This is a genomic window from Hyphococcus luteus, from assembly GCF_002943565.1.
Lineage (GTDB): Bacteria > Pseudomonadota > Alphaproteobacteria > Caulobacterales > Parvularculaceae > Hyphococcus > Hyphococcus luteus.
In genome coordinates this window covers 55,648-76,561 of sequence record NZ_PJCH01000001.1, presented here as the reverse complement: position 1 = coordinate 76,561, position 20,914 = coordinate 55,648, and the positions used below count along the sequence as shown (strand labels likewise).

Annotated in this window: 15 protein-coding genes; 9 read left to right on the top strand and 6 right to left on the bottom strand. The window is 60.4% G+C overall.

The features are described 5' to 3' along the window. Positions 1-23 precede the first annotated feature (23 nt). Positions 24-782 carry a hypothetical protein gene (locus tag CW354_RS00290; RefSeq protein WP_104828054.1) on the top strand — a complete coding sequence of 253 codons (759 nt, stop codon included), beginning with the start codon at positions 24-26 and terminating at the stop codon, positions 780-782. A 23-nt stretch (positions 783-805) separates the two neighbouring features. Here CW354_RS00290 and CW354_RS00285 read toward each other — a convergent pair whose 3' ends face one another. After that, a complete protein-coding gene (locus CW354_RS00285) occupies positions 806-1,978 on the bottom strand; it encodes an L-lactate dehydrogenase (RefSeq protein WP_104828459.1) in 1,173 nt (390 codons plus the stop codon). Positions 1,979-2,159: 181 nt separating this feature from the next. Between CW354_RS00285 and CW354_RS00280 the strand changes: the two genes are divergently transcribed. The 4 genes from CW354_RS00280 to CW354_RS00265 all read left to right on the top strand — a co-directional run bounded on the left by CW354_RS00280 (position 2,160) and on the right by CW354_RS00265 (position 9,931). Next, entirely contained in the window at positions 2,160-3,767 is a 1,608-nt protein-coding gene (locus CW354_RS00280) for a phytoene desaturase family protein (protein ID WP_104828053.1), read from the top strand. Positions 3,768-3,825: 58 nt separating this feature from the next. Then, a complete protein-coding gene (locus CW354_RS00275; protein WP_104828052.1) occupies positions 3,826-5,850 on the top strand; it encodes a tetratricopeptide repeat-containing sulfotransferase family protein in 2,025 nt (674 codons plus the stop codon). Positions 5,851-6,074: 224 nt separating this feature from the next. Next, the gene (locus CW354_RS00270) at positions 6,075-8,468 is read left to right on the top strand and encodes a TonB-dependent receptor (RefSeq protein WP_104828051.1); all 2,394 of its coding nucleotides are present in this window, start codon (positions 6,075-6,077) and stop codon (positions 8,466-8,468) included. Between the two features lie 116 nt (positions 8,469-8,584). After that, entirely contained in the window at positions 8,585-9,931 is a 1,347-nt protein-coding gene (locus CW354_RS00265) for an amino acid permease (protein ID WP_104828050.1), read from the top strand. On the opposite strand, the gene CW354_RS00260 is transcribed toward CW354_RS00265, so the two are convergent. Then, positions 9,932-11,323, bottom strand: a complete 1,392-nt coding sequence (locus CW354_RS00260) for a M20/M25/M40 family metallo-hydrolase (protein ID WP_104828049.1) — start codon at positions 11,321-11,323, stop codon at positions 9,932-9,934. A 110-nt stretch (positions 11,324-11,433) separates the two neighbouring features. Here CW354_RS00260 and CW354_RS00255 point away from each other — a divergent pair, with 110 nt between their 5' ends. Together CW354_RS00255 and CW354_RS00250 are read left to right on the top strand one after the other, a co-directional pair. Next, the gene (locus CW354_RS00255; RefSeq protein ID WP_207764590.1) at positions 11,434-12,735 is read left to right on the top strand and encodes a Xaa-Pro dipeptidase; all 1,302 of its coding nucleotides are present in this window, start codon (positions 11,434-11,436) and stop codon (positions 12,733-12,735) included. 12 nt (positions 12,736-12,747) lie between these two features. Next, positions 12,748-13,884, top strand: coding sequence for a DmpA family aminopeptidase (locus tag CW354_RS00250; protein ID WP_104828048.1), 1,137 nt, complete (start codon positions 12,748-12,750; stop codon positions 13,882-13,884). Between the two features lies 1 nt (position 13,885). On the opposite strand, the gene CW354_RS00245 is transcribed toward CW354_RS00250, so the two are convergent. From CW354_RS00245 to CW354_RS00230, 4 genes are read right to left on the bottom strand one after another with little or no spacing between them, the layout of a single operon-like run. Continuing rightward, complete coding sequence (locus CW354_RS00245) at positions 13,886-15,862, bottom strand: S9 family peptidase (RefSeq protein WP_104828457.1); 1,977 nt, start codon at positions 15,860-15,862, stop codon at positions 13,886-13,888. Positions 15,863-15,897: 35 nt separating this feature from the next. Then, entirely contained in the window at positions 15,898-16,926 is a 1,029-nt protein-coding gene (locus tag CW354_RS00240) for a histone deacetylase family protein (RefSeq protein ID WP_104828047.1), read from the bottom strand. Positions 16,927-16,942: 16 nt separating this feature from the next. Further along, the gene (locus CW354_RS00235) at positions 16,943-18,322 is read right to left on the bottom strand and encodes an aminotransferase family protein (RefSeq protein WP_104828046.1); all 1,380 of its coding nucleotides are present in this window, start codon (positions 18,320-18,322) and stop codon (positions 16,943-16,945) included. Between the two features lie 27 nt (positions 18,323-18,349). Beyond that, positions 18,350-19,366, bottom strand: coding sequence for a LysR family transcriptional regulator (locus CW354_RS00230; RefSeq protein WP_104828045.1), 1,017 nt, complete (start codon positions 19,364-19,366; stop codon positions 18,350-18,352). Positions 19,367-19,444: 78 nt separating this feature from the next. On the opposite strand from CW354_RS00230, the gene kce reads away from it, so the two are divergent. Together kce and CW354_RS00220 are read left to right on the top strand one after the other, a co-directional pair. Then, positions 19,445-20,422, top strand: coding sequence for a 3,5-dioxohexanoate:acetyl-CoA acetone transferase (gene kce / locus CW354_RS00225; RefSeq protein ID WP_104828044.1), 978 nt, complete (start codon positions 19,445-19,447; stop codon positions 20,420-20,422). A 3-nt stretch (positions 20,423-20,425) separates the two neighbouring features. Beyond that, a complete protein-coding gene (locus CW354_RS00220) occupies positions 20,426-20,911 on the top strand; it encodes a GNAT family N-acetyltransferase (protein ID WP_104828043.1) in 486 nt (161 codons plus the stop codon). Positions 20,912-20,914: the final 3 nt, after the last annotated feature.

Here is a 20,914-nt window from a genome sequence, read left to right as displayed (position 1 = left end):
GGAAAATTGTAAAGGGGTGTGTCATGAGTAAATTTTTAAAAATCGCGGCGATTGGCTGTGTCTTAAGCATGTTGAGCGCAGGACAGGCTTTCGCCGTTCCGGTCTTTCAATCCAGTGTTGACGCGACCCTTTCCTTGACGGGCGTCACTGTCATTGAAGGAACGGGGGACCTTGACGTCACCGTCGACGGGGACGCTCTGGTTACCGATTCCGATTCCTTTTTTGACGGCGCTGCGGTCGGCGATTTGACAGCGACGGCCTCTCCACCGGCGCTGACGCCGCTCGCCGATGCGCCCATCGAAATATTTTTAAACGGAACAGGCGAAGTCCCTGGAATAGGAGACGCTTTTGCTTTCGCAGGCGCGGAAAGCCTGATCATGTTTAATAACAATTCGGAGACGAATACGGTCCGGTTGGATTTCATGCTGGATTACAGTCTGACGAGTCTTGCCGAGGTTGATGATCCGGACGAGCAGTCAGCCATGTCAGAAGTTTATTTTAGCCTTGAAAATTCCCAGGAACAGGACCTTATAGCGGATTTCTTTTTCGCGGCGGTATCGGGCACGCCTGAAACTGCATTCTCAATTTCCGATGTCTTGCAGTTCAGCGTCTTTCTGTCGCCGACGGGCGGCAGCACGCTGACTCTTTTGAGCAGCATTTTCGGCACGGCCGGATCGAATGTGGAGCCGGCGCTGAGCGACGTGCCCATCCCCTCCATGGCCGGCCTCTTCGCCTTAGCGGCGTTTCTCGGATTGAGGCGCCGCCGCGCTGCGCAATCGTAAAAATCGCTGACGGCCGGGACGACTCAGTCCCGGCTGGAAACATCCAATATCTCTCTGGTGATCTCGCCGACATGGCGCGCGCCGGTCAGCGACATGGCGACTTTCATCTCGGCTTCGAAGTTTTTGAGAATCGCGACAAGTCCCGGTTCGCCGCGCGCCGCGAGCGCATAAATCCAGGGCCGCCCGATCAGCACCGCCCGCGCGCCCGACGCGACGGCCTTCACCACATCGAGGCCGCTTCTGACGCCGCCATCCATGAGCACCGCCGTCCGGTCGCCGACCGCCTCGGCGATGCGGGGCAGGGCCTCGATCGAGGACGAGACGCCGTCAAGCTGGCGCCCGCCATGATTGGAGACGATGACGCCGTCGGCGCCGGCGTTGACCGCCTCTTGCGCATCCTCCGGCGTTAAAACGCCCTTGATGACGAGGTCGCCCTCCCAGACCGAGCGCAGCCATTCGATGTCTTTCCAGGTGACGGAGGCGTCGATCTGGCTCGTGATCCAGGCGGCGAAATCCGCCGGGGTCTTCGCGTCGGGCACGTATTTTTCAAGATTGCCGAAGGTGTGCGGCTTGCCTTTGACGCCCACATCGTACGTCCAGTCCGGATGGAGAAGATAGGAGAGGGGACCGCTTCTTAATTTGCCCCACCCGCTGACTTCGCCGCTGAGGCCGTTGCGGATGTCGCGGTAGCGCGTGCCGAGAATGGCGACGTCGACCGTGAAGACAAGAGTTTTGACGCCCGCCGCTTTCGCGCGGTCGAGAATCTCTTTCACGGCGCCGCGGTCGCGCAGCATGTAAAGCTGAAACCAGAACGGCGTTGGCGAAACGGCGGCGACTTCGTCGACAGGGCAGAGCGCCACCGTCGAAAGACAGAAAGGCACGGCTCTTGCGTCCGCCGCGCGTTTGGCCTGGACCTCGGCCCGGCGCGCCATCATGCCGCCAAGCCCTACCGGCGCCAGCGCCAGGGGCATCGCCAGCTGCGTTCCGAACAGGTCGACGGACGTATCGAGCTTTGAAACGTCGCGCATCACCCGCTGGCGCAGGCGCAGCTTTTGAAAGTCGTCCACATTGGCGCGAAGCGTGTTTTCGCCATAGGCGCCGCCGTCCACATAGTCGAACAATTGCCGGGGCAGGCGCCGTTCGGCGAGGTTGCGGAAATCGCTGGTCGAGGCGGGAGCGAGGCGAAGGCTGGGCATAGGGTCTCTTGTTGTTATGGCGGCCGGCGCCGCGCCGCTAAGAATATCAACAATGTTTCCATCTATGAAACAACGGGGCGCAGCAGAGAGGTCGCGCATTGTCTTTCCCGTCGCACGGCGATAGGTCTTGGCTCCTTAGCGGCGGAATTGTCTGAAGCCGCGCCTTTAAAAGAGTAAACCTATGACCACAGGCAAGCATGACGTGGTGATTATCGGCGGCGGCCATAACGGGCTTGTCTGCGCCTTTTATCTCGCCCGGGCGGGCCTGAGCGTTCGCATCTGCGAAAGGCGCGGCGTCGTCGGCGGCGCGGCGGTGACCGAAGAGTTCCATCCCGGCTTCAGAAATTCCGTTGCGAGCTATACGGTGAGCCTTCTCAACCCGCTCGTCATTCGGGACATGGGGCTCGCCGAACACGGCCTTAAAGTCATCAACCGGCCGATCTCGAACTTTCTGCCTACGGAGGACGGGCGCTACCTCAAAGCAGGCGGCAGCTTGGAGCAAACGCAGGCCGAATTCCGGAAATTTTCTAACACCGACGCCGAACGTCTGCCGGCTTATTACGAGCGTTTGGAAAACGTCGCCGACGTCTTGCGCGATATTTCTCTAAAAACCCCGCCCAATCCTGAAAAAGGGCTTTCCGCGGCGCTGTCTGCTGCCTCGCAGCTTTGGCCGGTGGCGCGGGGCGACGCGCAATTGCATCAGGACGTGCTCGACCTTTTCACCAAAAGCGCGCGGGTCTTTCTCGACGCCTGGTTCGATTCCGATCCGGTGAAGGCGGTTTTCGGCTTCGATGCGGTGGTGGGCAATTACGCCAGCCCCGACACGCCGGGGTCGGCCTATGTGCTCTTGCATCATGTCTTCGGCGAAGCGAACGGCGTCAAAGGCGCCTGGGGCCACGCCGTCGGCGGCATGGGCGCCATCACCCAGGCCATGCGCAAAGCTTGTGAAGGCGTCGGCGTCGATATTTCGACCGACGCGCCGGTGAAATCGCTGCTTGTTGATGACGGCGAGGCTGTCGGGGTCGTTCTGGAAAATGGCGAAGAAGTCCACGGGACCCGCGTCGCGGCAAACGTCAATCCGAAGCTTCTTTACACGCGCCTGACGCCCGAAGATGCGCTCGATCCGGAGTTCCGCCGCCGCATGGACGGCTGGCGCTGCGGTTCCGGCACCTTGCGGATGAATGTCGCCCTGTCGGAATTGCCGGATTTCACCTGTCTGCCCGGCGCCGGCGAGCATCACCAGTCGGGCATCATCATTGCGCCATCGCTCGATTATATGGACCGGGCGTTTTCCGAAGCGAAACTGAATGGCTGGTCGTCAAAGCCGATCGTTGAAATGCTCATCCCGTCCGCCGTCGACGACAGTCTCGCGCCGCCGGGCCAGCATGTGGCGAGCCTTTTCTGTCAGCAATTCGCGCCGGAACTGCCGGACGGCAAGTCCTGGGCGGATCATCGCGAAGCGGCCGCCGATCTCGTCATCGACACGGTCAATCAATACGCGCCGAACTTCAAACAGTCGGTCTTGGGCCGGATGGTGCTGACGCCGCAGGATCTCGAAGACAAATTCGGTCTCATTGGCGGCGACATCATGCATGGCGCGATGACCCTCGACCAGATGTGGGCGGCGCGCCCCGCCCTTGGCCATGGCGATTATCGCGGCGCCTTGAAGCGGCTTTATCATTGCGGCGCGGGCGCCCATCCGGGCGGCGGCGTCACCGGCCTGCCGGGACGCAATGCGGCGCGGGAAATCCTCAAAGACGCGCGCAAGCCTTTCGGCGCCGCGGCGTGATGCTTGCCGGGACTCGTTGCACGGCCTAGGCTTTGCCGGTTCCATAGGTTGAGGCGGCATGAGTACGACAGACGCGACCAAAGGCGGAGAGACCGGCACGCTGGCGACGGCGCTCGCCCATGGCGCCGCGCTGCTTGAAAAGTCGCCGAAACACGCCGCGGAGCAGGCGAAAGCGATTCTCGCCGCGCTCCCCAATCAGCGCGAGGCGCGCATTCTGCTCGCCGCCGCCCATCGCCGTCAGGGCGACGCCGCCGGAGCGAAAACGCTCCTAGAACAGATGATCGCCGAAGACATGAGCTGGGCGGAAGCGCATTATGAAATGGGCCTGGTGCAGGGCGCCATGGGCGAGGGCAAAGCGGCCGTCCGCTCGCTCGAACGCGCGCTGTCCTTGAAACCGGACCTCGCCAACGCCTGGCGGGCGCTTGGCGACCAGTTGACGCTCGCTGGCGACGAGGCCGGGGCCGACCGCGCTTACATGCGCCACATCAAGACGGCCTCGAACGATCCGCGCCTCATGGAGGCGGCGGATGCGCTGGCGCAGAACGACATACCCGTCGCAGAGCGCCTCCTGAAGCAATATCTGAAACAGCACCCGACGGATGTTTCGGCGATCCGCATGCTGGCCGAGCTCGCCGCGCGCATCGGGCGCTATCAGGACGCCGAACACCTGCTCGAACGGTGCATCGACCTGGCGCCGAGCTTCACGGCGGCCCGGCATAATCTGGCGATCATCGAGCTCAGACTCGGCAAGGCGGAAGAGGCCCATCGCGAGGCGGAAACGCTCCTCAAGACCGATCCTGAAAACCCGAATTACCGCACGCTTTATGCCTCGGCGCTGGTGCGCGTCGGCGAGTATGAAAAAGCCATTGAAAGCTATGGCTCCCTGTTAAGGGAATATCCGAAACAGCCAAAAGCCTGGATGAGCTATGGCCATGCGCTGAAAACCGTGGGCCGCACGCCGGATTCAATCGACGCCTATAAGAAAAGCATCGCTTTGCAGCCGAGCCTTGGCGAAGCCTATTGGAGCCTCGCCAATCTCAAGACGTTCAAGTTCGACGACGCGGATGTCGCCGCGATGCGCGCGCAGCTGGAACGAACCGACATCGAGGACGACGACCGGCTGCATCTTCATTTCGCCCTCGGCAAGGCGCTGGAAGACGCCAAGCAGTTCGAAGAGTCCTTCCATCACTATGAGGCCGGCAACGCCATCCGGCAAAAACAGATCGACTATGACGAAGACGACATGGCTTTCCGTCTCGACCGCGCGAAAAAGGTCCTGACGCCAGTCCTCATCAAGGCGAAAAGCGGAAAGGGCTGTCCGGCGCCCGATCCGATATTCATCGTCGGCATGCCGCGGGCGGGCTCGACCCTGCTTGAGCAGATCCTCTCGAGCCACAGCCAGGTCGAAGGCACTATGGAGCTGCCCGACATCATCGCCATCGCCAAGCGCCTTGGCGGCAAGGCCAGGCGCAGCGAAGAGTCGAAATATCCGGAAATCATCGCCAGCCTGTCGGACGACGAGCTGCAAAAGCTCGGAGAGGAATATCTCGAGCGCACGGCGATCCAGCGCAAGACGGACAAGCCCTTCTTCATCGATAAAATGCCCAATAATTTCATGCATGCCGGGCTTATTCACCTGATCCTGCCCAAGGCGAAGATCATCGATGCGCGCCGCCACCCCATGGCCTGCTGCTTTTCCGGCTTCAAACAGCATTTCGCGAAAGGGCAAGGCTTTTCCTACGGGCTGGAGCGAATCGGGCGCTATTATCGGGATTACGTCTTGTTGATGAAACATTTCGATGAAATCGCGCCGGGGGTCGTCCACAGGGTTATCTATGAGAACATGGTGGCGGATCCGGACACCCAGATCCGGGCGCTGCTCGATTTTTGCGGCCTGCCTTTCGAGGCGGCGTGCCTCAATTTCCATGAAACCGAGCGGGCTGTAAGGACCGCCAGCTCCGAACAGGTCCGCCAGCCGATTTACGCCAGCGGCGTCGATCAGTGGAAAAACTACGAACCCTGGCTCGATCCCCTGAAAGCGGCGCTTGGGGATATTTTGACCGCCTATCCCGACGCGCCCTAGCGGCATTTTCTATAGAAACATTCCTTACAGGAATGAAATAGCGATATTCTTTCAAACCATAGGCGTTTATCGGCAACACTTGCCGTAAGAATAGCTCGTTTCACCGCACAATGAATTGCCATGCAGCGTTGGTTCACACTAGCGTCATGATTGCGTTCGCGCGGCCGGGGCTCTGGGGCGCCGCCGGGCGCGGATCAGGATTTTATGAAAATGAGTGGTGAAAGATGGAAAACGCGACCTCAAGGCTGACTTTTCTGGGAAGGCGTCCGGTGTTGAAAACGGCGCTCCTGGCTTCCTCCATGTGGACCGGGATTGCGGGCGCGGCCATGGCTCAGTCCGAACGCGACACCATCGTTGTGACGGCGCAAAAGCGCGAGCAGAATATTCAGGACGTGCCGATTTCGATCATCGCGCTCGGCACGGAGACGCTCGAGGAACTCGAGATTTCGTCTTTCGAAGATTACGCGAAATATCTGCCATCGGTCAGCTTCCAGTCAACCAGTCCCAACGCAACCTCGGTTTACATGCGCGGCGTCGTCTCCGGCGGGGACGGCAACCACTCCGCCTCGCTGCCGAGCGTCGGCGTTTATCTCGACGAACAGCCGGTGACCACCATTCTCGGCTTCCTGCCGCTCCATATCTACGACATTGAACGCGTCGAAGCGCTCGCCGGGCCGCAAGGCACGCTGTTCGGCGCCAGTTCCCAGGCCGGCACGCTCCGGATCATCACCAACAAGCCGAAGATCGACGAATTCGAGGCTGGGTTCGACGCCGAAGTGAACACCATCAAGGACGGCGAGATCGGTTATCAGCTGGAAGGCATGGTCAACCAGCCAGTCAGCGACAATGCGGCGGTGCGTCTGGTCGGCTGGTACGTCAAGGACGGCGGTTATATCGACAATGTGCTCGACAGCCGCACATTCCCGTCCTCGGGCATCACCAAAACCAACGCCGACCTCGTCGAAGACGATTTCAACGACGGCGAGACCTATGGCGCGCGGATCGCGTTGAAGATCGACCTAGACGAAAACTGGACGGTGACGCCGACCCTTCTCGGTCAGAAATCGAATTTTAATGGCCGTTCGACGATGGATCCCAAGCTCGGCGATTTGAACGCCGGCCGTTTCTATGACGAGAAGAACGAAGACCGCTTCTTCCAGGCGGCCCTGACCGTCGAAGGCAAGATCGGCGATTTCGATCTCACCTATGCGGGCGCCTATTTAAAGCGCCAGATCGATTCGTTCTCGGACTACACCGACTACGCCTATTATTACGACGTGCTCTACGGCTACGGCGCCTATTTTTATGACGATATGTCCAATCTCGTGGACCCGTCACAGACCTATCAGGGCGACGACAGCTTTGCGAAATATTCGAACGAAATCCGCATCTCGACGCCGCAGGACAAGCGCTTGCGCGCTGTGGCCGGTTTCTTCCAGAACCACCAGACCCACTATATTCACCAGCAATATGTGGTGATTGACTTGGCCTCGTTTCTCGAGGTTCCGGACCATGAAGACACGGTCTGGTTGACGGAACAGAAGCGTACAGACCGCGACCTCGCGTTATTTACCGAGATTTCGTTTGATATAACCGACCGTCTGACTTTTTCTGGCGGCGTGCGAGGATATCGCTACAAGAATTCGCTGACCGGGTTTTTCGGATATGGCGGATATTACCCCCCACTGGGCGTCGATCTTTGCTTCGCACCCGCAGTCGTCCCAGGAGCTCCGTGTACGAATCTTGATAATACAGTGAAGGGAACGGGCGAGACCCATAAATTAAATCTTACATATGATATTGACGATGACAAAATGGTGTACGTTACATATTCAACTGGCTATCGGCCCGGCGGCGCCAACAGACGCGGCAATCTGCCTCCATACCTTGAGGATAAACTGGTCAATTACGAAGTAGGTTTCAAAACGGCTTGGGCTGATAACAGGTTGATCTTCAATGCCGCGTTTTTCCGTCAGAACTGGAAAGATTTTCAGTTTCCGATTCTCGGTCAGAATGGTCTGACAGAAATTAAAAACGCCAACCAAGCTATCATAAAAGGCTTTGAAGCCGACCTCAGCCTGCGTCCCATTGAGGGGCTGACGATCAATGGTGCTGTTTCGGTAATCGATGCAAAGCTGTCTGCAAATTATTGCGGTTATGTGAACCAGGAGACCGGCGCCCCGGAAACGGGATGTCCGTTCCCCATGGATGATCCGAGTACGCTGAATATTGACGAAACTGCTCCGCCCCTTGCCGCCGACGGCACGCGCCTGCCGGTTGTGCCTGATTTCAAGGGCACCATCACGGCGCGGTATGAATTTCCCGTCGGGCAATATATCGCTCATCTGCAAGGCTCGGCGAGCGGGCAGACGGATTCCGCCGCCGGCCTCACCGATGCGGATGTTGCGACGCTCGGCCCGCAGCCCGGCTACGCCGTCTTCGACTTCAGCGTCGGCGTGCGCGATGAAGACTGGGAGCTTGTGGCCTATATCGCCAATGCGTTTGACGAGCGCGCCCGGCAGTTCAACTTCGTCGCCTGCGGCGTTTGCGGCGATCGCGTTCAGTACAGCGTGAACAGGCCGCGTACCATCGGCGTTCGTTTCGGCAAAGACTTCTGATTTTTGCCTGATCCGACAACAGATAAAGGCCGGCGTGATGCGCGCCGGCCTTTTTTCTTTTATAGTCTGGCGAAAAGGCGCGGCTCAGGCGTCCTTATTAAAGGGGGCTTGCCCGCATGACGACTGATCCTGCCGTCGAAGTTAAGAAAAAGACCGACAAATCCCTTGGCTTCTGGATGGCGACGGCGCTGGTCGTCGGCAATATGATCGGCTCCGGCGTGTTTTTGCTGCCGGCCGCGCTCGCGCCTTTCGGATGGAGCGCGGTCGCCGGCTGGGTGTTGACGATTGCAGGCGGCATTTGCCTTGCGGGCGTCTTCGCCGCGCTCGCGGGCGCTTTTCCGCGCGCCGGGGGGCCTTACGCTTATGCGCGCGAGGCCTTCGGACCGGCTCCGGCCTTCATGGTCGCCTGGAGCTACTGGATTTCGATCTGGGTCGGCAATGCGGCGGTCGCCACCGGCGCGGTTAGTTATCTCAGCGTATTCTTTCCGCAGATCGCCGAGACGACGGGGCTTCACGCCGTGGTCACCTGCGGCGCCATATGGCTGTTGACGGCGGTCAACTGCCGCGGCGCGTTTCTGGCGGGCTCGGTGCAGCTTGTGACGACGGTTTTAAAAATCTTGCCGCTCGTCGCTGCGATTGCGCTCGGCGCGTTCGTGCTCGGCGGCATGACGGATAAGCCTGCTTCTATCCCTGAATTTTCCGGGCTCGGCGATTTCAAACTCGCCAGCATCACGGCGGCGGCGACGCTCACGCTGTGGGCGCTGCTCGGTCTTGAATCGGCGACGGTGCCCGCCGAGCATGTTGAAAACCCGGGCAAGACCATTCCCCGCGCCACCATGACCGGCATGATCATCGCCGGGGTCATCTATCTTTTCTCCTGTTCGGTCGTGATCCTGCTATTGCCTGCCGACGAAGTGGCGGCGTCGAACGCGCCCTTCGCCGATTTCGTCAGCACCTATCTGAACCCGGACGCCGGACGGCTTATCGCGCTTTTCGCCGCCATCAGCGGCTTCGGCGCGCTTAACGGCTGGATCATGGTTCAGGGCGAATTGCCCTACGCCATGGCGAAGGGCGGCGTTTTTCCGCGCTGGCTGGCGAAGGAATCGGCGCGCGGCCTGCCGGTGCGGGCCCATGTGACGTCGAGCCTCCTGCTCACCGGCGTCGTCATGCTGAACTATTCAAAGTCGATGACGGAGCTTTTCACCTTCATCGTGCTTTTGTCGACGACCGCCTCGCTCTTCATGTTTCTGGCGAGCGCCTTGTCTGCGCTGCAGCTGCAGCGCGTCGGCAAGCTGAAAACATCGCCGGTGCTGCTCGCCGCGGCGACCGCCGCCGTCATCTACGCCATCTGGACGATTTACGGCGCCGGCGGGGAAGCGGTGGCCTGGGGCGCCGCGCTCCTGTTTGCGGGGCTGCCCGTCTATTGGATCGCGCACCGCCAGAACCGCGCTGCGCAAACCTAGCTATTCCCCGGTCGCAAGATCGGTCAGCAGCGTATGCCAATGATCGAGAGCGCCGTCGACAGCTGCGACCGGCACGCGCTCGTTAAGACCGTGGGCGTACATGTCGGTCGGCTTCATGAAAATTCCTGAGACGCCGTAGCTGTCGATGCCGTGAGCGCGGAAGTGAAGACTGTCCGACGCCCCCGCCGACATTTCCGGCACGATGGGAAGGTCCGGATAGCGCCGGTCGACGGCTTTGCGCACGGCGGCGACCACATCGTCGCGTAGCGGCGAGGCGTCGGCATAATGGACTTCATCGGCGAGCTCGATGGTCGCTTCCGGATTGTCGATCACGTCCGTCAGCGTCGTCTTGACCGCGTCCGGAGAAACGCCGGGGAAGATGCGGCAATTGACGTTCATCCCTGCGCGCTGGGGCAGGGCGTTGGGCGCATGGCCGGCGTCGAGCAGGGTGGCGACGCAGGTGGTGCGCAGCTGGCCCACATATTCCGGCCGTTCGGAGAGAATTTTGATCGCCCTTTTGTTTTTGGGATTCTCGGCGAAATCGCGCATCGCCTTGCCGATCTCGCCTTCCGTATTGAGGCCGCCCTGGCGGAAGGATTCCAACGTGATGTCGCTCCACATCACCGGAAATTCGTAGTTGGAAAGATTAAGCGCCGCTTGAGCCAGATCGTAGATCGCGTTTTTCTTGCGCGGCTGGCTCGAATGCCCGCCGGGATTGGTGAACGTGACGATGTAATCCGCATAGGTTTTTTCGGCGCCTTGAAGATAATAGGCGACCGGATCTCCATTCTCGTCGAGCGCGCCGCCGCCGCCGTCGGCGTTCAACACGATATCAGCGCCTTCGAGCTCGTCTGCGAGCGCCATGGTCGTCGCCATGTGGGTTTCTTCATCCCCGGACAACGCGAGAATGATGTCGCGGTCCGGTTTGAAGCCTTCTTCTTTCAGGCGGATGAGGGTTTCCACCATCATCACGAGGCCGAACTTCATATCGCTTGTGCCGCGCCCGAATAGAAAACCGTCCTCTTGCACCATGGTGAAAGGATCGCGCGTCCAGTCTTCGGGATTAGCGCCGACCACATCCATGTGACCTGAAAGAATGATCGGTTTTTTTTCGCCGGTTCCTTTATAAGTCGCGATCAGTGTTGCGGTTTCGCCCATAGGCGTGATGACGATATCGTCAGCGGCGAAGCCGCCTTTGCGCAATTCATCTGCGATCAGATTGGCGACGGCGGGCACATTGCCTTTGCCCTCGACCGACTCGATGGCGATGGTCTGACCCAACAGCTCGATCGCTTTGGCCGTCAGGTCCGGCGGCGTCAGCGCGTCATCGGCCGCAAAGGCGGGCGTAAGACTTGAAAAAAGCAAAAGGGCGGAAAGAGCAGATTTGCGCATAACGGACTCTCTGGTTGATCTTTATCGCCTTGCCCGCTGGCGCGCGCGCGGCGTAGGATTGTTCACCGCAAGTCTAACGCAAAAGTCGCCGTCATAGGGAGTTTTTCATAATGTCGCAGAAAAAATGTCGGACCGTCATGACTGTGGCGGGCGCTATCACGGCATTCGCCGCATCTATGACCGCCGCGGCTGAGGATGTGAACTATATTCGCGCCGGCAAGCTGATCGACGTTGAAAAGGAAACAGTGCTTTCCGATCAGCTGATCCGGGTCGAGAACGGCCGGGTGACGGCGGTGACGGCTTTTTCGGAAGCGCCGGACGAGGGCCCGCTGACGGACTGGTCCGCCTATACGGTTTTGCCGGGCCTTGCGGACATGCACACGCATCTTGTCGGCGACATTCAGGGCGGCATCATCGATCCTCTGCTGACCACCGGCGCGGAGGATGTGCTGGCCGGCGCCGGCAATGCAAAGAAAACGCTCTGCGCCGGTTTCACGACCGTGCGCGATGTGGGCTCCTGGCGGGCCTTTACCGATGTGGCGCTGCGCGACGCCATTAATAAAGGCTATGTGGAAGGCCCGCGCATGGCGGTTTCCGGCGGCTATTTCACTATTCCCGGCGGCGGCGGCGCGATCACCGGCCTCGCTTACGACGCCAAGGTTCCCGAAGACATGACGCGGGGCGTTGTGCGCGGGCCCGAAGACGCAAGGCAGAAAGCCCGCGAGTTCCTCCAGCATCGCGTCGATCTTTTGAAGATGATCGCCACTGGCGCGGTTTTGACGGTCGGCACCGATCCCGGCCTGCCGGAACTTTCGGAAGAGGAAATGCGCGCTATTGTCGATGAAGGGAAGAAATATGGGAAGAAGACGACGGCGCACGCCCATGGCGCGGAAGGCGCGAAAATGGCCGTGCGCGCCGGGGTCGCCTCCATTGAACATGGTTCGCTTCTCGATGACGAGGCGCTGCGCATGATGAAGCGCAACGGCGTCGTTCTCGTCGCCGACATTTACAACGGCGATTACATCAACGAAGTTGGCGCCGAAGAAGACTGGCCCGAAGAAACCATGCAGAAGAACCGCGACACGACAGACACGCAGCGCGCAGTCTTCCGCAAGGCCGTCGATATGGGCGTCAAGATCGCCTTCGGCACGGACGCCGGCGTATATCCCCATGGCGATAACGCCAAACAGATGCCTTACATGGTGAAATACGGCATGACGCCCATGCAGGCGATCCGCTCGGCGACGCTCGCCGCCGCGGAACTCCTCGACTGGGAGCAGGATACAGGCGCGCTGTCGCCCGGCCATTATGCGGACATGATCGCTATCGAGGGCGACCCGCTGGAAGACATTTCAATTCTTTCGAACATCAAGGGCGTCATCAAAGGCGGCCGTGAAGTTCATTGCGAATAAAGGCGGTGTTCCATGAAAAAACGCCTGATGCTGCTTGCTGTCTGTGCACAGATGTCCTCCGCCGCTGCTGAAGACGGCCCGCGGGCGCGCGATCTCGGCGTTCCCTTTCCGGGAACGCCGGGCGCGCTCAACGCCATCACCGATGTCGAGGGCGTTGCGGTCGGGCATGAAACCATCATTCGCGATTTTAAAGACGGCCATGCGGCGCGCACCGGCGTGACGGCGATCCTGCCGCGTGGGCGACGCACGCTGAACGAACCGGTCTTTGCGGGGATATTTTCTCTCAACGGCAATGGCGAGATGACCGGCGCGCACTGGATCGAGGAGTCCGGCTATCTCGAAGGGCCGGTGATGATCACCAACACGCACAGCGTCGGCGCCGTTCACGACGGCGTCATCCGGTGGCGAGTCGCGCAGGGCGGGGCGGATGCGACAGGCTATTACTGGTCGCTGCCCGTGGTCGCCGAGACCTGGGACGGGCATTTGAACAACATCAACGGGTTTTACGTGACGGCGAAACACGCCGCCCGCGCGCTTGAGGCCGCCAAAACGGGCCCCGTGGCGGAAGGCAATGTGGGCGGCGGCACGGGCATGATCTGCCACGAATTCAAATGCGGCATTGGCACGTCGTCGCGCGTCGCAGGCGATTATACGGTCGGGGTTCTGGTGCAGGCGAATTACGGCATCCGCGACACGCTGCGGATCGCCGGCGTTCCCGTGGGCGAGCATTTGCGCAATGACCGGGTCTACACCGAAGAAGACCCCGAGGCGGGCGATGCCGGCTCGATCATCATTGTCGTCGCCACCGATGCGCCGCTGCTGCCGCATCAATTGAAGCGGCTCGCCCGCCGTGCAGCGCTCGGCATCGCCCGCGACGGCAGCTATGCGGGCAATGGTTCCGGCGACATCTTCATCGCCTTTTCAACCGCCGAGCAGAAGGGCGAAGGCGACGTCAAAGACGCCGCCTTCCTCATCAACGATGTGCTTGATCCCTTGTTCCTGGCGACAGTCGAAGCGACGGAAGAGGCGGTCATCAACGCCATGGTCGCCGCCCGCGACATGACCGGCGACGAAGGCCGCTACGCCAAAGCCATCGATCATGAGGCGTTGAGAGCCGTCCTTAAACAATACGGACGGCTCGAAGAATAATTTACTCGCCCGCTTTCAGATATTTGTCGTACCAGGCGAGATTGCGCTCCAGCCGGTCGTAAAGAAAACTCGGCCGCGTCAGGCCGTGATTCTCACCGGGGTAGACGACCAGCTCAGTATCGATCTCCCGGGAGCGCAGCGCCAGATACATCTGCTCCGAACCGATGCAGGGCACATTGAGATCGGCGCCGGCGCACTGGAACATGGTCGCCGCCGTGATCCGGTCCGCCTGGAGGAACGGATAGCTGATGCGTTCGAACGCTTTGCGGTCGCGCCAGGGCAGGCCGACTTCTTCTTCATATTCGAGCATGTACTGGTCGGCGCCATAGCCTGCGAGGAAGTTCGCCATGCCGGCGCCGCTCACCGCCGCCTTGATGCGTTTGTCGCTGGCGATCATGTAGTCGGTCAGGATGCCGCCATAGCTCCAGCCGCCGACGCCGATGCGCTCCGGATCGGCGATCCCTATGTCGATGGCGTAATCGATGCCGGCTGAAATGTCCTTGACGTCGACATTGCCCCAGTCGGCATAGATGGCTTTGGCGAAATCGAAGCCGCGCCCCGACGAGCCGCGCGGATTGACCGCGAGCACCGCATAACCGTTGGCGGCGTAATATTGCCAGTCGAAGATGAATTCATGGCTGAATTGATAGACCGGTCCGCCGTGCAGCCGTGCTATCACGGGGTAGCGTTCGCCTTCTTCATAGCCGAGCGGCAGGATGAGAAGGCCGTGAATTTCATGTTTGCCGCTGCGGAAGGAAATATCGCGCATCTCCGCGAGACGACGATTCTCGAGCCAATCATTATGATGGGTGAGAGGGCGCACGCCCTCTTCGACGGCGCCGAGTTCATAAGGGCGGTTTTCCTCGCCGTCGAGGACGGCGACCCGTCCGTTTGAGGAGACGGCGAGATCGAAACCAAAGCGCGGGCCGGAGGTGAGATAGGTGACTTCCTCGGTAGCGAGATCGATCTTCGCCGCCCAGGTGTCGCGGTCCTGCTCCACAAGGGCGTAGACCGACTTGCTGTCCGGCGCCCAGTGCGGCGCATACATCCAGCGGTCGATATGCGCCAGGGGTTTCACTTCCCCTGACTCAAGATCGGCGTAAGTCAATTGAAACGGCGCGTAGTAGATCCATTTGTCTTCGCCGTTCTGCAGCCAGACGAGCTTGTCGCCGTCCGGCGACCAGCGCGGTCTGACGCCAAGGCCGGGATCTGCGTCGGCGCCTTCGAAGGTGCTGATCTTGCGCGGATTGGCGCCTTTCCGCGGCGCCATGACGTAAACGTCATAGCTGTAATTGCGGTCTTCGCGGTCCGTGTTTGCGGCGACGAAAGCGATCTGCGAGCCGTCCGGCGACCATGAGGGCAGATAATAATCCGCGCCGGTCTCGGTGATCTGTTCGGCTTCGCCCGAGGCGACATCGACGCGGAAAAACTGATAACGCCGACCGTCCACATAGCCGCGATAGTCCTCTTTGAACTTGAAGCGCGTGATGACAATCGGCTTGGGTTTGTCCGGATCGGCGCCGACAGAGGGGCCGACTTCAGCGACGGCGATCAAAGTCTTGCCGTCGGGCGAAAGCGCATAGTCGCTGACGCCGCCCTTGATTTTCGTCACCTGGCGCGCTTCGCCGCCGCCGGCGGGCATAATGAAGACTTGCGTTTCATCTTTTTCAGCCGCATCGCTCAAATAAGCGATGCTGTCGCCGCCATAAGAGGGCGCCCATTCGCTTTTTGTCGGCGTATGAGTAAGTTGCGCCGTATCGCCTTCCCATGAGACCCGCCAGAGATCGCTCACCGTTTCGTCGAGTTTGAGATTGTGGGTCGACGCCGTATAGGCGATGAATTCGCCGTCCGGCGAAAACGCGGGGCCGGAAATATCCACCAGCTTGTGAATGTCGTCGAGCATGACGGCGGTTTTCTCCTGCGCGGCAAGCGGCGTGGCGATGGCGACTGCAGCCGCCGCAAGAACAAAGAAACGCATGAAAATGATCTCCTTTAATAAAAGCACGCCGCAGATTATCTGCGGCTTTGATGTCCCCCAAGAAATGCGGCGAGATTGCTTCCCAATTCGTCGCAAGGATAGCCGCCTTCCTGAATGATGACGGTCGGCAGTTTTAACGCGCCGCCGATGGCTTCGCCGATCCGGGCGAAACCGCCGGACGTCACCGCGAGTCCGGCGATGGGGTCGCCTTCATAGGCGTCGAGGCCGAGCGCGATGACAAGCGCATCAGGCCCGAAGTCTTCAATCTTTTTTAGGGCGGCGCCAAGCGCGTCCAGAAAAGCGTCGTCTTTCGATCCGCGCGGCAGCGGCAGGTTGAGATTGGCGCCGTCGCCGCCGTCTTCGCCGGTCTCGTCAGCGTAGCCCCAGAAGAACGGATAAAACCGCACCGGATCGGCGTGAATGGAAACGGTCAGAACGTCGCCGCGGTTATAGAAGATGTCTTGTGTGCCGTTGCCGTGATGCAAATCTACATCGAGGATGGCGACGCGATCGTGGTCTTTGCGTAAAACTTCCGCGGCGATGGCCGTATTGTTGAGATAACAGAACCCGCCGGCGGTCTCCGCCCCCGCATGGTGTCCGGGCGGGCGGCAGAGCGCATAGGCTGCCCGCTCGCCTTGCAACACAAGCTTCGCCGCATGCGCTGCGGTCCATGCGCTCCACTGCGCGCTTTCCCATGTGTCGGCGGAAATCGGCGCGGACGCGTCGATCATGTGCCAGCCGGCTTGCGCCACGACCGACGCCGGATAACCGCCGCGGCGCAAGGGATGAACGTTCGGCGTCACCGCTTCCGACGCGCCCGGGATGCGCGCCCAGCGCTCATGGGCGCGGGCGAGAAAATCGAGATAGCGCTTTGAATGGACGGCGAGGATCGGCGCGGCGTCGTAATTTTCCGGCCGGACGAGGTCGAGCCCGGCGTCTTTGACGCCCTGAAGCAGGAGTTCGACGCGTTCGGGCCGTTCGGGGTTCGCCTCCATCACGCCATTGACGAGATAAGAAGGCGGGTAATGGCGTTTCTGTTCGGTTTCGGCGAGGACGGCTTTCATGGTCTATCTATTGACTCTATCCATTGACGGGGAGTTTCAATTCGCCGGCGAGGCGGTCGAGCGATTTCGTGAGTTTCTCCATGATTTCATCGACATGGGACTCAGTCGCGATCATAGGCGGACAGACGAGGAAGTGATCGCCTTCATAACCGCCGTGCGTGCGCCGCGAATAGATGATGAGCTGTTCCTCATAAGCGTATTCGACGAGCTTTGCGAAGGCGTTCGCGTCTTTCGGCAGCGGCGTCATGGTTTCGCGGTTGGCGACGAGTTCGAAGGCAAGCAACAGCCCCTTGCCGCGCACGTCGCCGATAAACGGAAAGCGCGCTGTCAGATTGTCCAGGCGCGATTTTAACAAAGCGCCAATGCGCGCCGTATTCGCCATCAAATCCTGTTCATAAATTTCGCGGATGACAGCGAGGCCGGCGGCGCAGGCGAGCGGGTTGCCCGCATAGGTGTAGCCATGCATGAATCCGCCATTCGCCACGACCGGATCGACGATGTCGCGCCGGGCGATCATGGCGCCGAGCGGGACATAGCCGGCGCCGAGGCCTTTCGAGAGCGCGATAATGTCCGGTGACTGGCCCCAGTGCTCAGCGGCGAGAAATGTTCCGGTGCGTCCGACGCCGGTCATGACTTCGTCATAGATAAGAAGAACGCCATAGTCGTCGCAGATGTCGCGTACGCGCTGGTAATAGCTGTCGGGCGCGACGAGCGCGCCGGTGGAGGCGCCGCCCACCGGCTCCATGATGAAAGCGAGGACGTTTTCGGGGCCGAGCTCTTCGATCTTGCCGCGCAGCATGTCCGCATAACGCAGCCCCCGCGCTTCGTCGCTTGAATTATCGCGGTCGAGGTAAGCCCGCGGGGCGGGGATCTTCGGCATCTCGCGAACCATGGGCGCAAAAGGATCGTTTAGAGGGCCGTAACCGGTGACGGCGAGGGCGCCGAAAGTCGAGCCGTGATAGGAGGGGAAGCGTGAAATCACTTCCGTGCGTTTCGTTTCCCCTTTTGCAAGCGCATATTGGCGCGCCAGTTTGATGCAGCTTTCGACCGCTTCCGAACCGCCCGACGCAAAGAAAACCCGGTCGAGCCCTTGCGGGGAAAGTTTTGACAGGACGGAGGCGAGGCGTTCGGCCGGTTCGTTTTCGAAATGCAGGCGATAGCCGAAGGTCGTCGCATTCATCTGGTCGCGCATCGCATCGAGCACGCGCTTATTGCCATGGCCGATATTCGAAACCATGGCGCCGGAGGATCCGTCGAGAAAACGCCGGCCTTGCGCGTCCCAGATGTAAACGCCTTCGGCGCGTTCAATGAAAGGCCGGCGCCCGCCGGTCTGATAGAAAAGATGCGACGGCGCGTTCTGCGACCAGTCAAAGAGTTCCGCGGGGATGGCGTTCATAAAAAAGCGCTGTTCTAAGAAGCTGTCTCAGGCATGAGCGGATTGTTTTGCAGCGGCGCGCGCGCCATTGCCGTAGACCCGTTCGGCAAGCGGAGTCGTTTCAATGCGGTTGACGAGCATCCGCAAAAATTCCTGTTCCGCCCGGTTCAACTGCGTATCCGGATTGCAGACGGCGTAGATGTCGATCTCCGGCGCGCTTTCATAAGGCGGCAGCCGCCAGAGAAGGCCATCGCGCACGTCGCGCTCCATCACATGGACGGGCAGGGCGGCAATCCCAAGGCCGGCGATGCACATGCGCCGGACTTCTTCGAGGTTGTTGGAGACGCCCGCCGGCGGCCAGGCGAAAGCCGCGCTCTCGCGCAGCATCGCTATGGGGCGCAAGACGTCTTCAATCCTGTCGGTATCGAAAGACACGCTGCGCTCGCCCTGCAAATCCTCAACCGTCAATCCTTCCCGTCCGAAAAGATGGTGCGGCGGGCCGCAGAAAAAGCCGAAGCTTTCGCGGAACAGATGATGATATTCAAGCGGCGGCTCCTGCTCGCGCACAAGACAGACGCCGATGGCGCTGCGTTTGGCGCGGATCATGTCGATAATATTGCGGCTTGAATTCACGGTGATCGAGATGGTCGTGTTGGGGTAACGCGTCTGAAACTCCGTCAGCGTTTCATCGATCAGCGGCGTCGTCACATGCGTCGCCATGGCGATCGCCACCGTGCCGCTCACATCCTCGATCTCCTCCTCGAGAATCGCAGTGAGCCGTTCGATAGAACCGAACATTTGCGCGACTTGATCGTAGAGAGCGCGCCCATGCGATGTAGGCTCGAAACTGCGCGGCCCCCGTTCGATAAGACGGCGGCCGAGCGTTTCTTCGAGGCGGCGCAGCGCGTTCGAAACTGTCGGCTGTTTCAGATCGAGCCGGCGCGCCGCTTCGGTGATGCTGCCCACATCCATGATCACCATGAAGGAGCGCAGAAGGTTCCAGTCGAGCCGCCAGGCGAGATCTTCCGCGTCCCGCGTGAACTCCGTTTCGTTCGCCGGCGTCATGGCCGCATTCCTTTATACTATAATTGAAAAGCGCCTCATTGATTGACAGAATGCCTGAAGACAGGGCGGTCAGGCAATATGAAAATTTCAGAAAACGGCGTTTCACCCCAGGAAAATCGCGCAAAACCGGCTCGGAAGGTGATCATCACCTGCGCCGTGACGGGCTCGATCCATACGCCGAGCATGTCGCCGGCCCTGCCGATCACAACCGATGAGATCGCCGAAGCCTCCATCGAGGCGGCCCGGGCGGGGGCGGCGATCATCCATCTTCACGCCCGCGACCCTGAAACCGGCCAGCCGAGCGCAGACCCGGCGCATTTCCGGCCCTTCCTGAAACGCATCCATGAAGAAACGGACGCGATCATCAATATTTCGACGGGCGGCAGTTCGGTGATGCCGCTCGATGCGCGCCTCGCCGCGCCGCGCGAAACCGAACCGGAAATGTGTTCGCTCAATATGGGCTCGATGAATTTCGGCACATTCCCGATGCTCGATAAATATTCCGAGTGGCAACATAATTGGGAGCCGGACCTGCTCGATGCGACGCGCCGGACAGTGTTCAAGAACACCTTCGAAGACATTGAAACCATCCTCGACGATCTCGGGAAGCAGCGCAGCGCCAGGTTCGAGTTCGAATGCTACGATCTCGGCCAGGTCGAAACGCTCGGCTTTTATGTAAAGAACGGGCTTGTCAAGCCGCCGCTCTATATCCAGTTCGTGCTCGGCGTTCTCGGCGGCGCGGGCGCAAGCGTTGAAAATCTTGTCGCCATGAAAAACTGCGCCGACCGGGTCATTCCTTGCGATTATCACTTCTCGGTGCTGGCCGCCGGCGGCAGGCAAATGGCCATGGCGGCCATGGGCGCCATCATGGGCGGCAATGTGCGCGTGGGGCTTGAAGACAATCTCACCATTGCGCCGGGCGTTCTGGCGCAATCGAATGCGGAGCAGGTCGGCAAGATCCGCCGCATTGTCGAGGAGCTTGGCCTTGAGGCCGCGACCCCTGACGAAACGCGCGCGCTCCTTGCCTTGAAGGGCCGGAACAGGGTCAAATTCTAGCCTATGGCCGGGGATGTCATCATTCGCAAAGCGGCGCCGGACGATGCGGGCGACATTCAAGCGATGATCGCGGCGCTGGCGCGCGATGTCGACGGGCCGGCGCACGTTCTGTCGGTCGAGGATGTAAAGCGTCACGGTTTCGGTGATGCGCCGGATTTTCGAGCGCTGATTGCGGAATGCGGTGGTGAAATCATTGGTCTCGCGCTTTATTTCCCTGAGTTTTCGACCTGGCGCGGCAAGCGCGGCGTCTATCTGCAGGATATTTACGTGAAACCGGAAGCGCGCGGGCGCGGCGTCGGCGAAAAGCTGATCGCGCAGCTGGCGCGTGAAGCCAAAGCCATGGGCGCGGTCTATTTGCGGCTTGCGGTTGACCGCGACAATCTTGAAGGCGCGCGGTTTTATAAACGGCTCCGCTTTACGGAAGTCGAGCGCGACCGGATTTTCAAACTTGATGGCGATGCATTCGACGCTTTTGCGGAAACGGAATAAGCG

What these genes read in the sequence shown, in the direction of transcription:
- CW354_RS00290 (WP_104828054.1), top strand. Translation starts at nt 24, where the DNA reads ATGAGTAAATTTTTAAAAATCGCGGCGATTGGCTGTGTCTTAAGCATG.
- CW354_RS00285 (WP_104828459.1), bottom strand. Translation starts at nt 1,978, where the DNA reads ATGCCCAGCCTTCGCCTCGCTCCCGCCTCGACCAGCGATTTCCGCAAC.
- CW354_RS00280 (WP_104828053.1), top strand. Translation starts at nt 2,160, where the DNA reads ATGACCACAGGCAAGCATGACGTGGTGATTATCGGCGGCGGCCATAAC.
- CW354_RS00275 (WP_104828052.1), top strand. Translation starts at nt 3,826, where the DNA reads ATGAGTACGACAGACGCGACCAAAGGCGGAGAGACCGGCACGCTGGCG.
- CW354_RS00270 (WP_104828051.1), top strand. Translation starts at nt 6,075, where the DNA reads ATGGAAAACGCGACCTCAAGGCTGACTTTTCTGGGAAGGCGTCCGGTG.
- CW354_RS00265 (WP_104828050.1), top strand. Translation starts at nt 8,585, where the DNA reads ATGACGACTGATCCTGCCGTCGAAGTTAAGAAAAAGACCGACAAATCC.
- CW354_RS00260 (WP_104828049.1), bottom strand. Translation starts at nt 11,323, where the DNA reads ATGCGCAAATCTGCTCTTTCCGCCCTTTTGCTTTTTTCAAGTCTTACG.
- CW354_RS00255 (WP_207764590.1), top strand. Translation starts at nt 11,434, where the DNA reads ATGTCGCAGAAAAAATGTCGGACCGTCATGACTGTGGCGGGCGCTATC.
- CW354_RS00250 (WP_104828048.1), top strand. Translation starts at nt 12,748, where the DNA reads ATGAAAAAACGCCTGATGCTGCTTGCTGTCTGTGCACAGATGTCCTCC.
- CW354_RS00245 (WP_104828457.1), bottom strand. Translation starts at nt 15,862, where the DNA reads ATGCGTTTCTTTGTTCTTGCGGCGGCTGCAGTCGCCATCGCCACGCCG.
- CW354_RS00240 (WP_104828047.1), bottom strand. Translation starts at nt 16,926, where the DNA reads ATGAAAGCCGTCCTCGCCGAAACCGAACAGAAACGCCATTACCCGCCT.
- CW354_RS00235 (WP_104828046.1), bottom strand. Translation starts at nt 18,322, where the DNA reads ATGAACGCCATCCCCGCGGAACTCTTTGACTGGTCGCAGAACGCGCCG.
- CW354_RS00230 (WP_104828045.1), bottom strand. Translation starts at nt 19,366, where the DNA reads ATGACGCCGGCGAACGAAACGGAGTTCACGCGGGACGCGGAAGATCTC.
- kce (WP_104828044.1), top strand. Translation starts at nt 19,445, where the DNA reads ATGAAAATTTCAGAAAACGGCGTTTCACCCCAGGAAAATCGCGCAAAA.
- CW354_RS00220 (WP_104828043.1), top strand. Translation starts at nt 20,426, where the DNA reads ATGGCCGGGGATGTCATCATTCGCAAAGCGGCGCCGGACGATGCGGGC.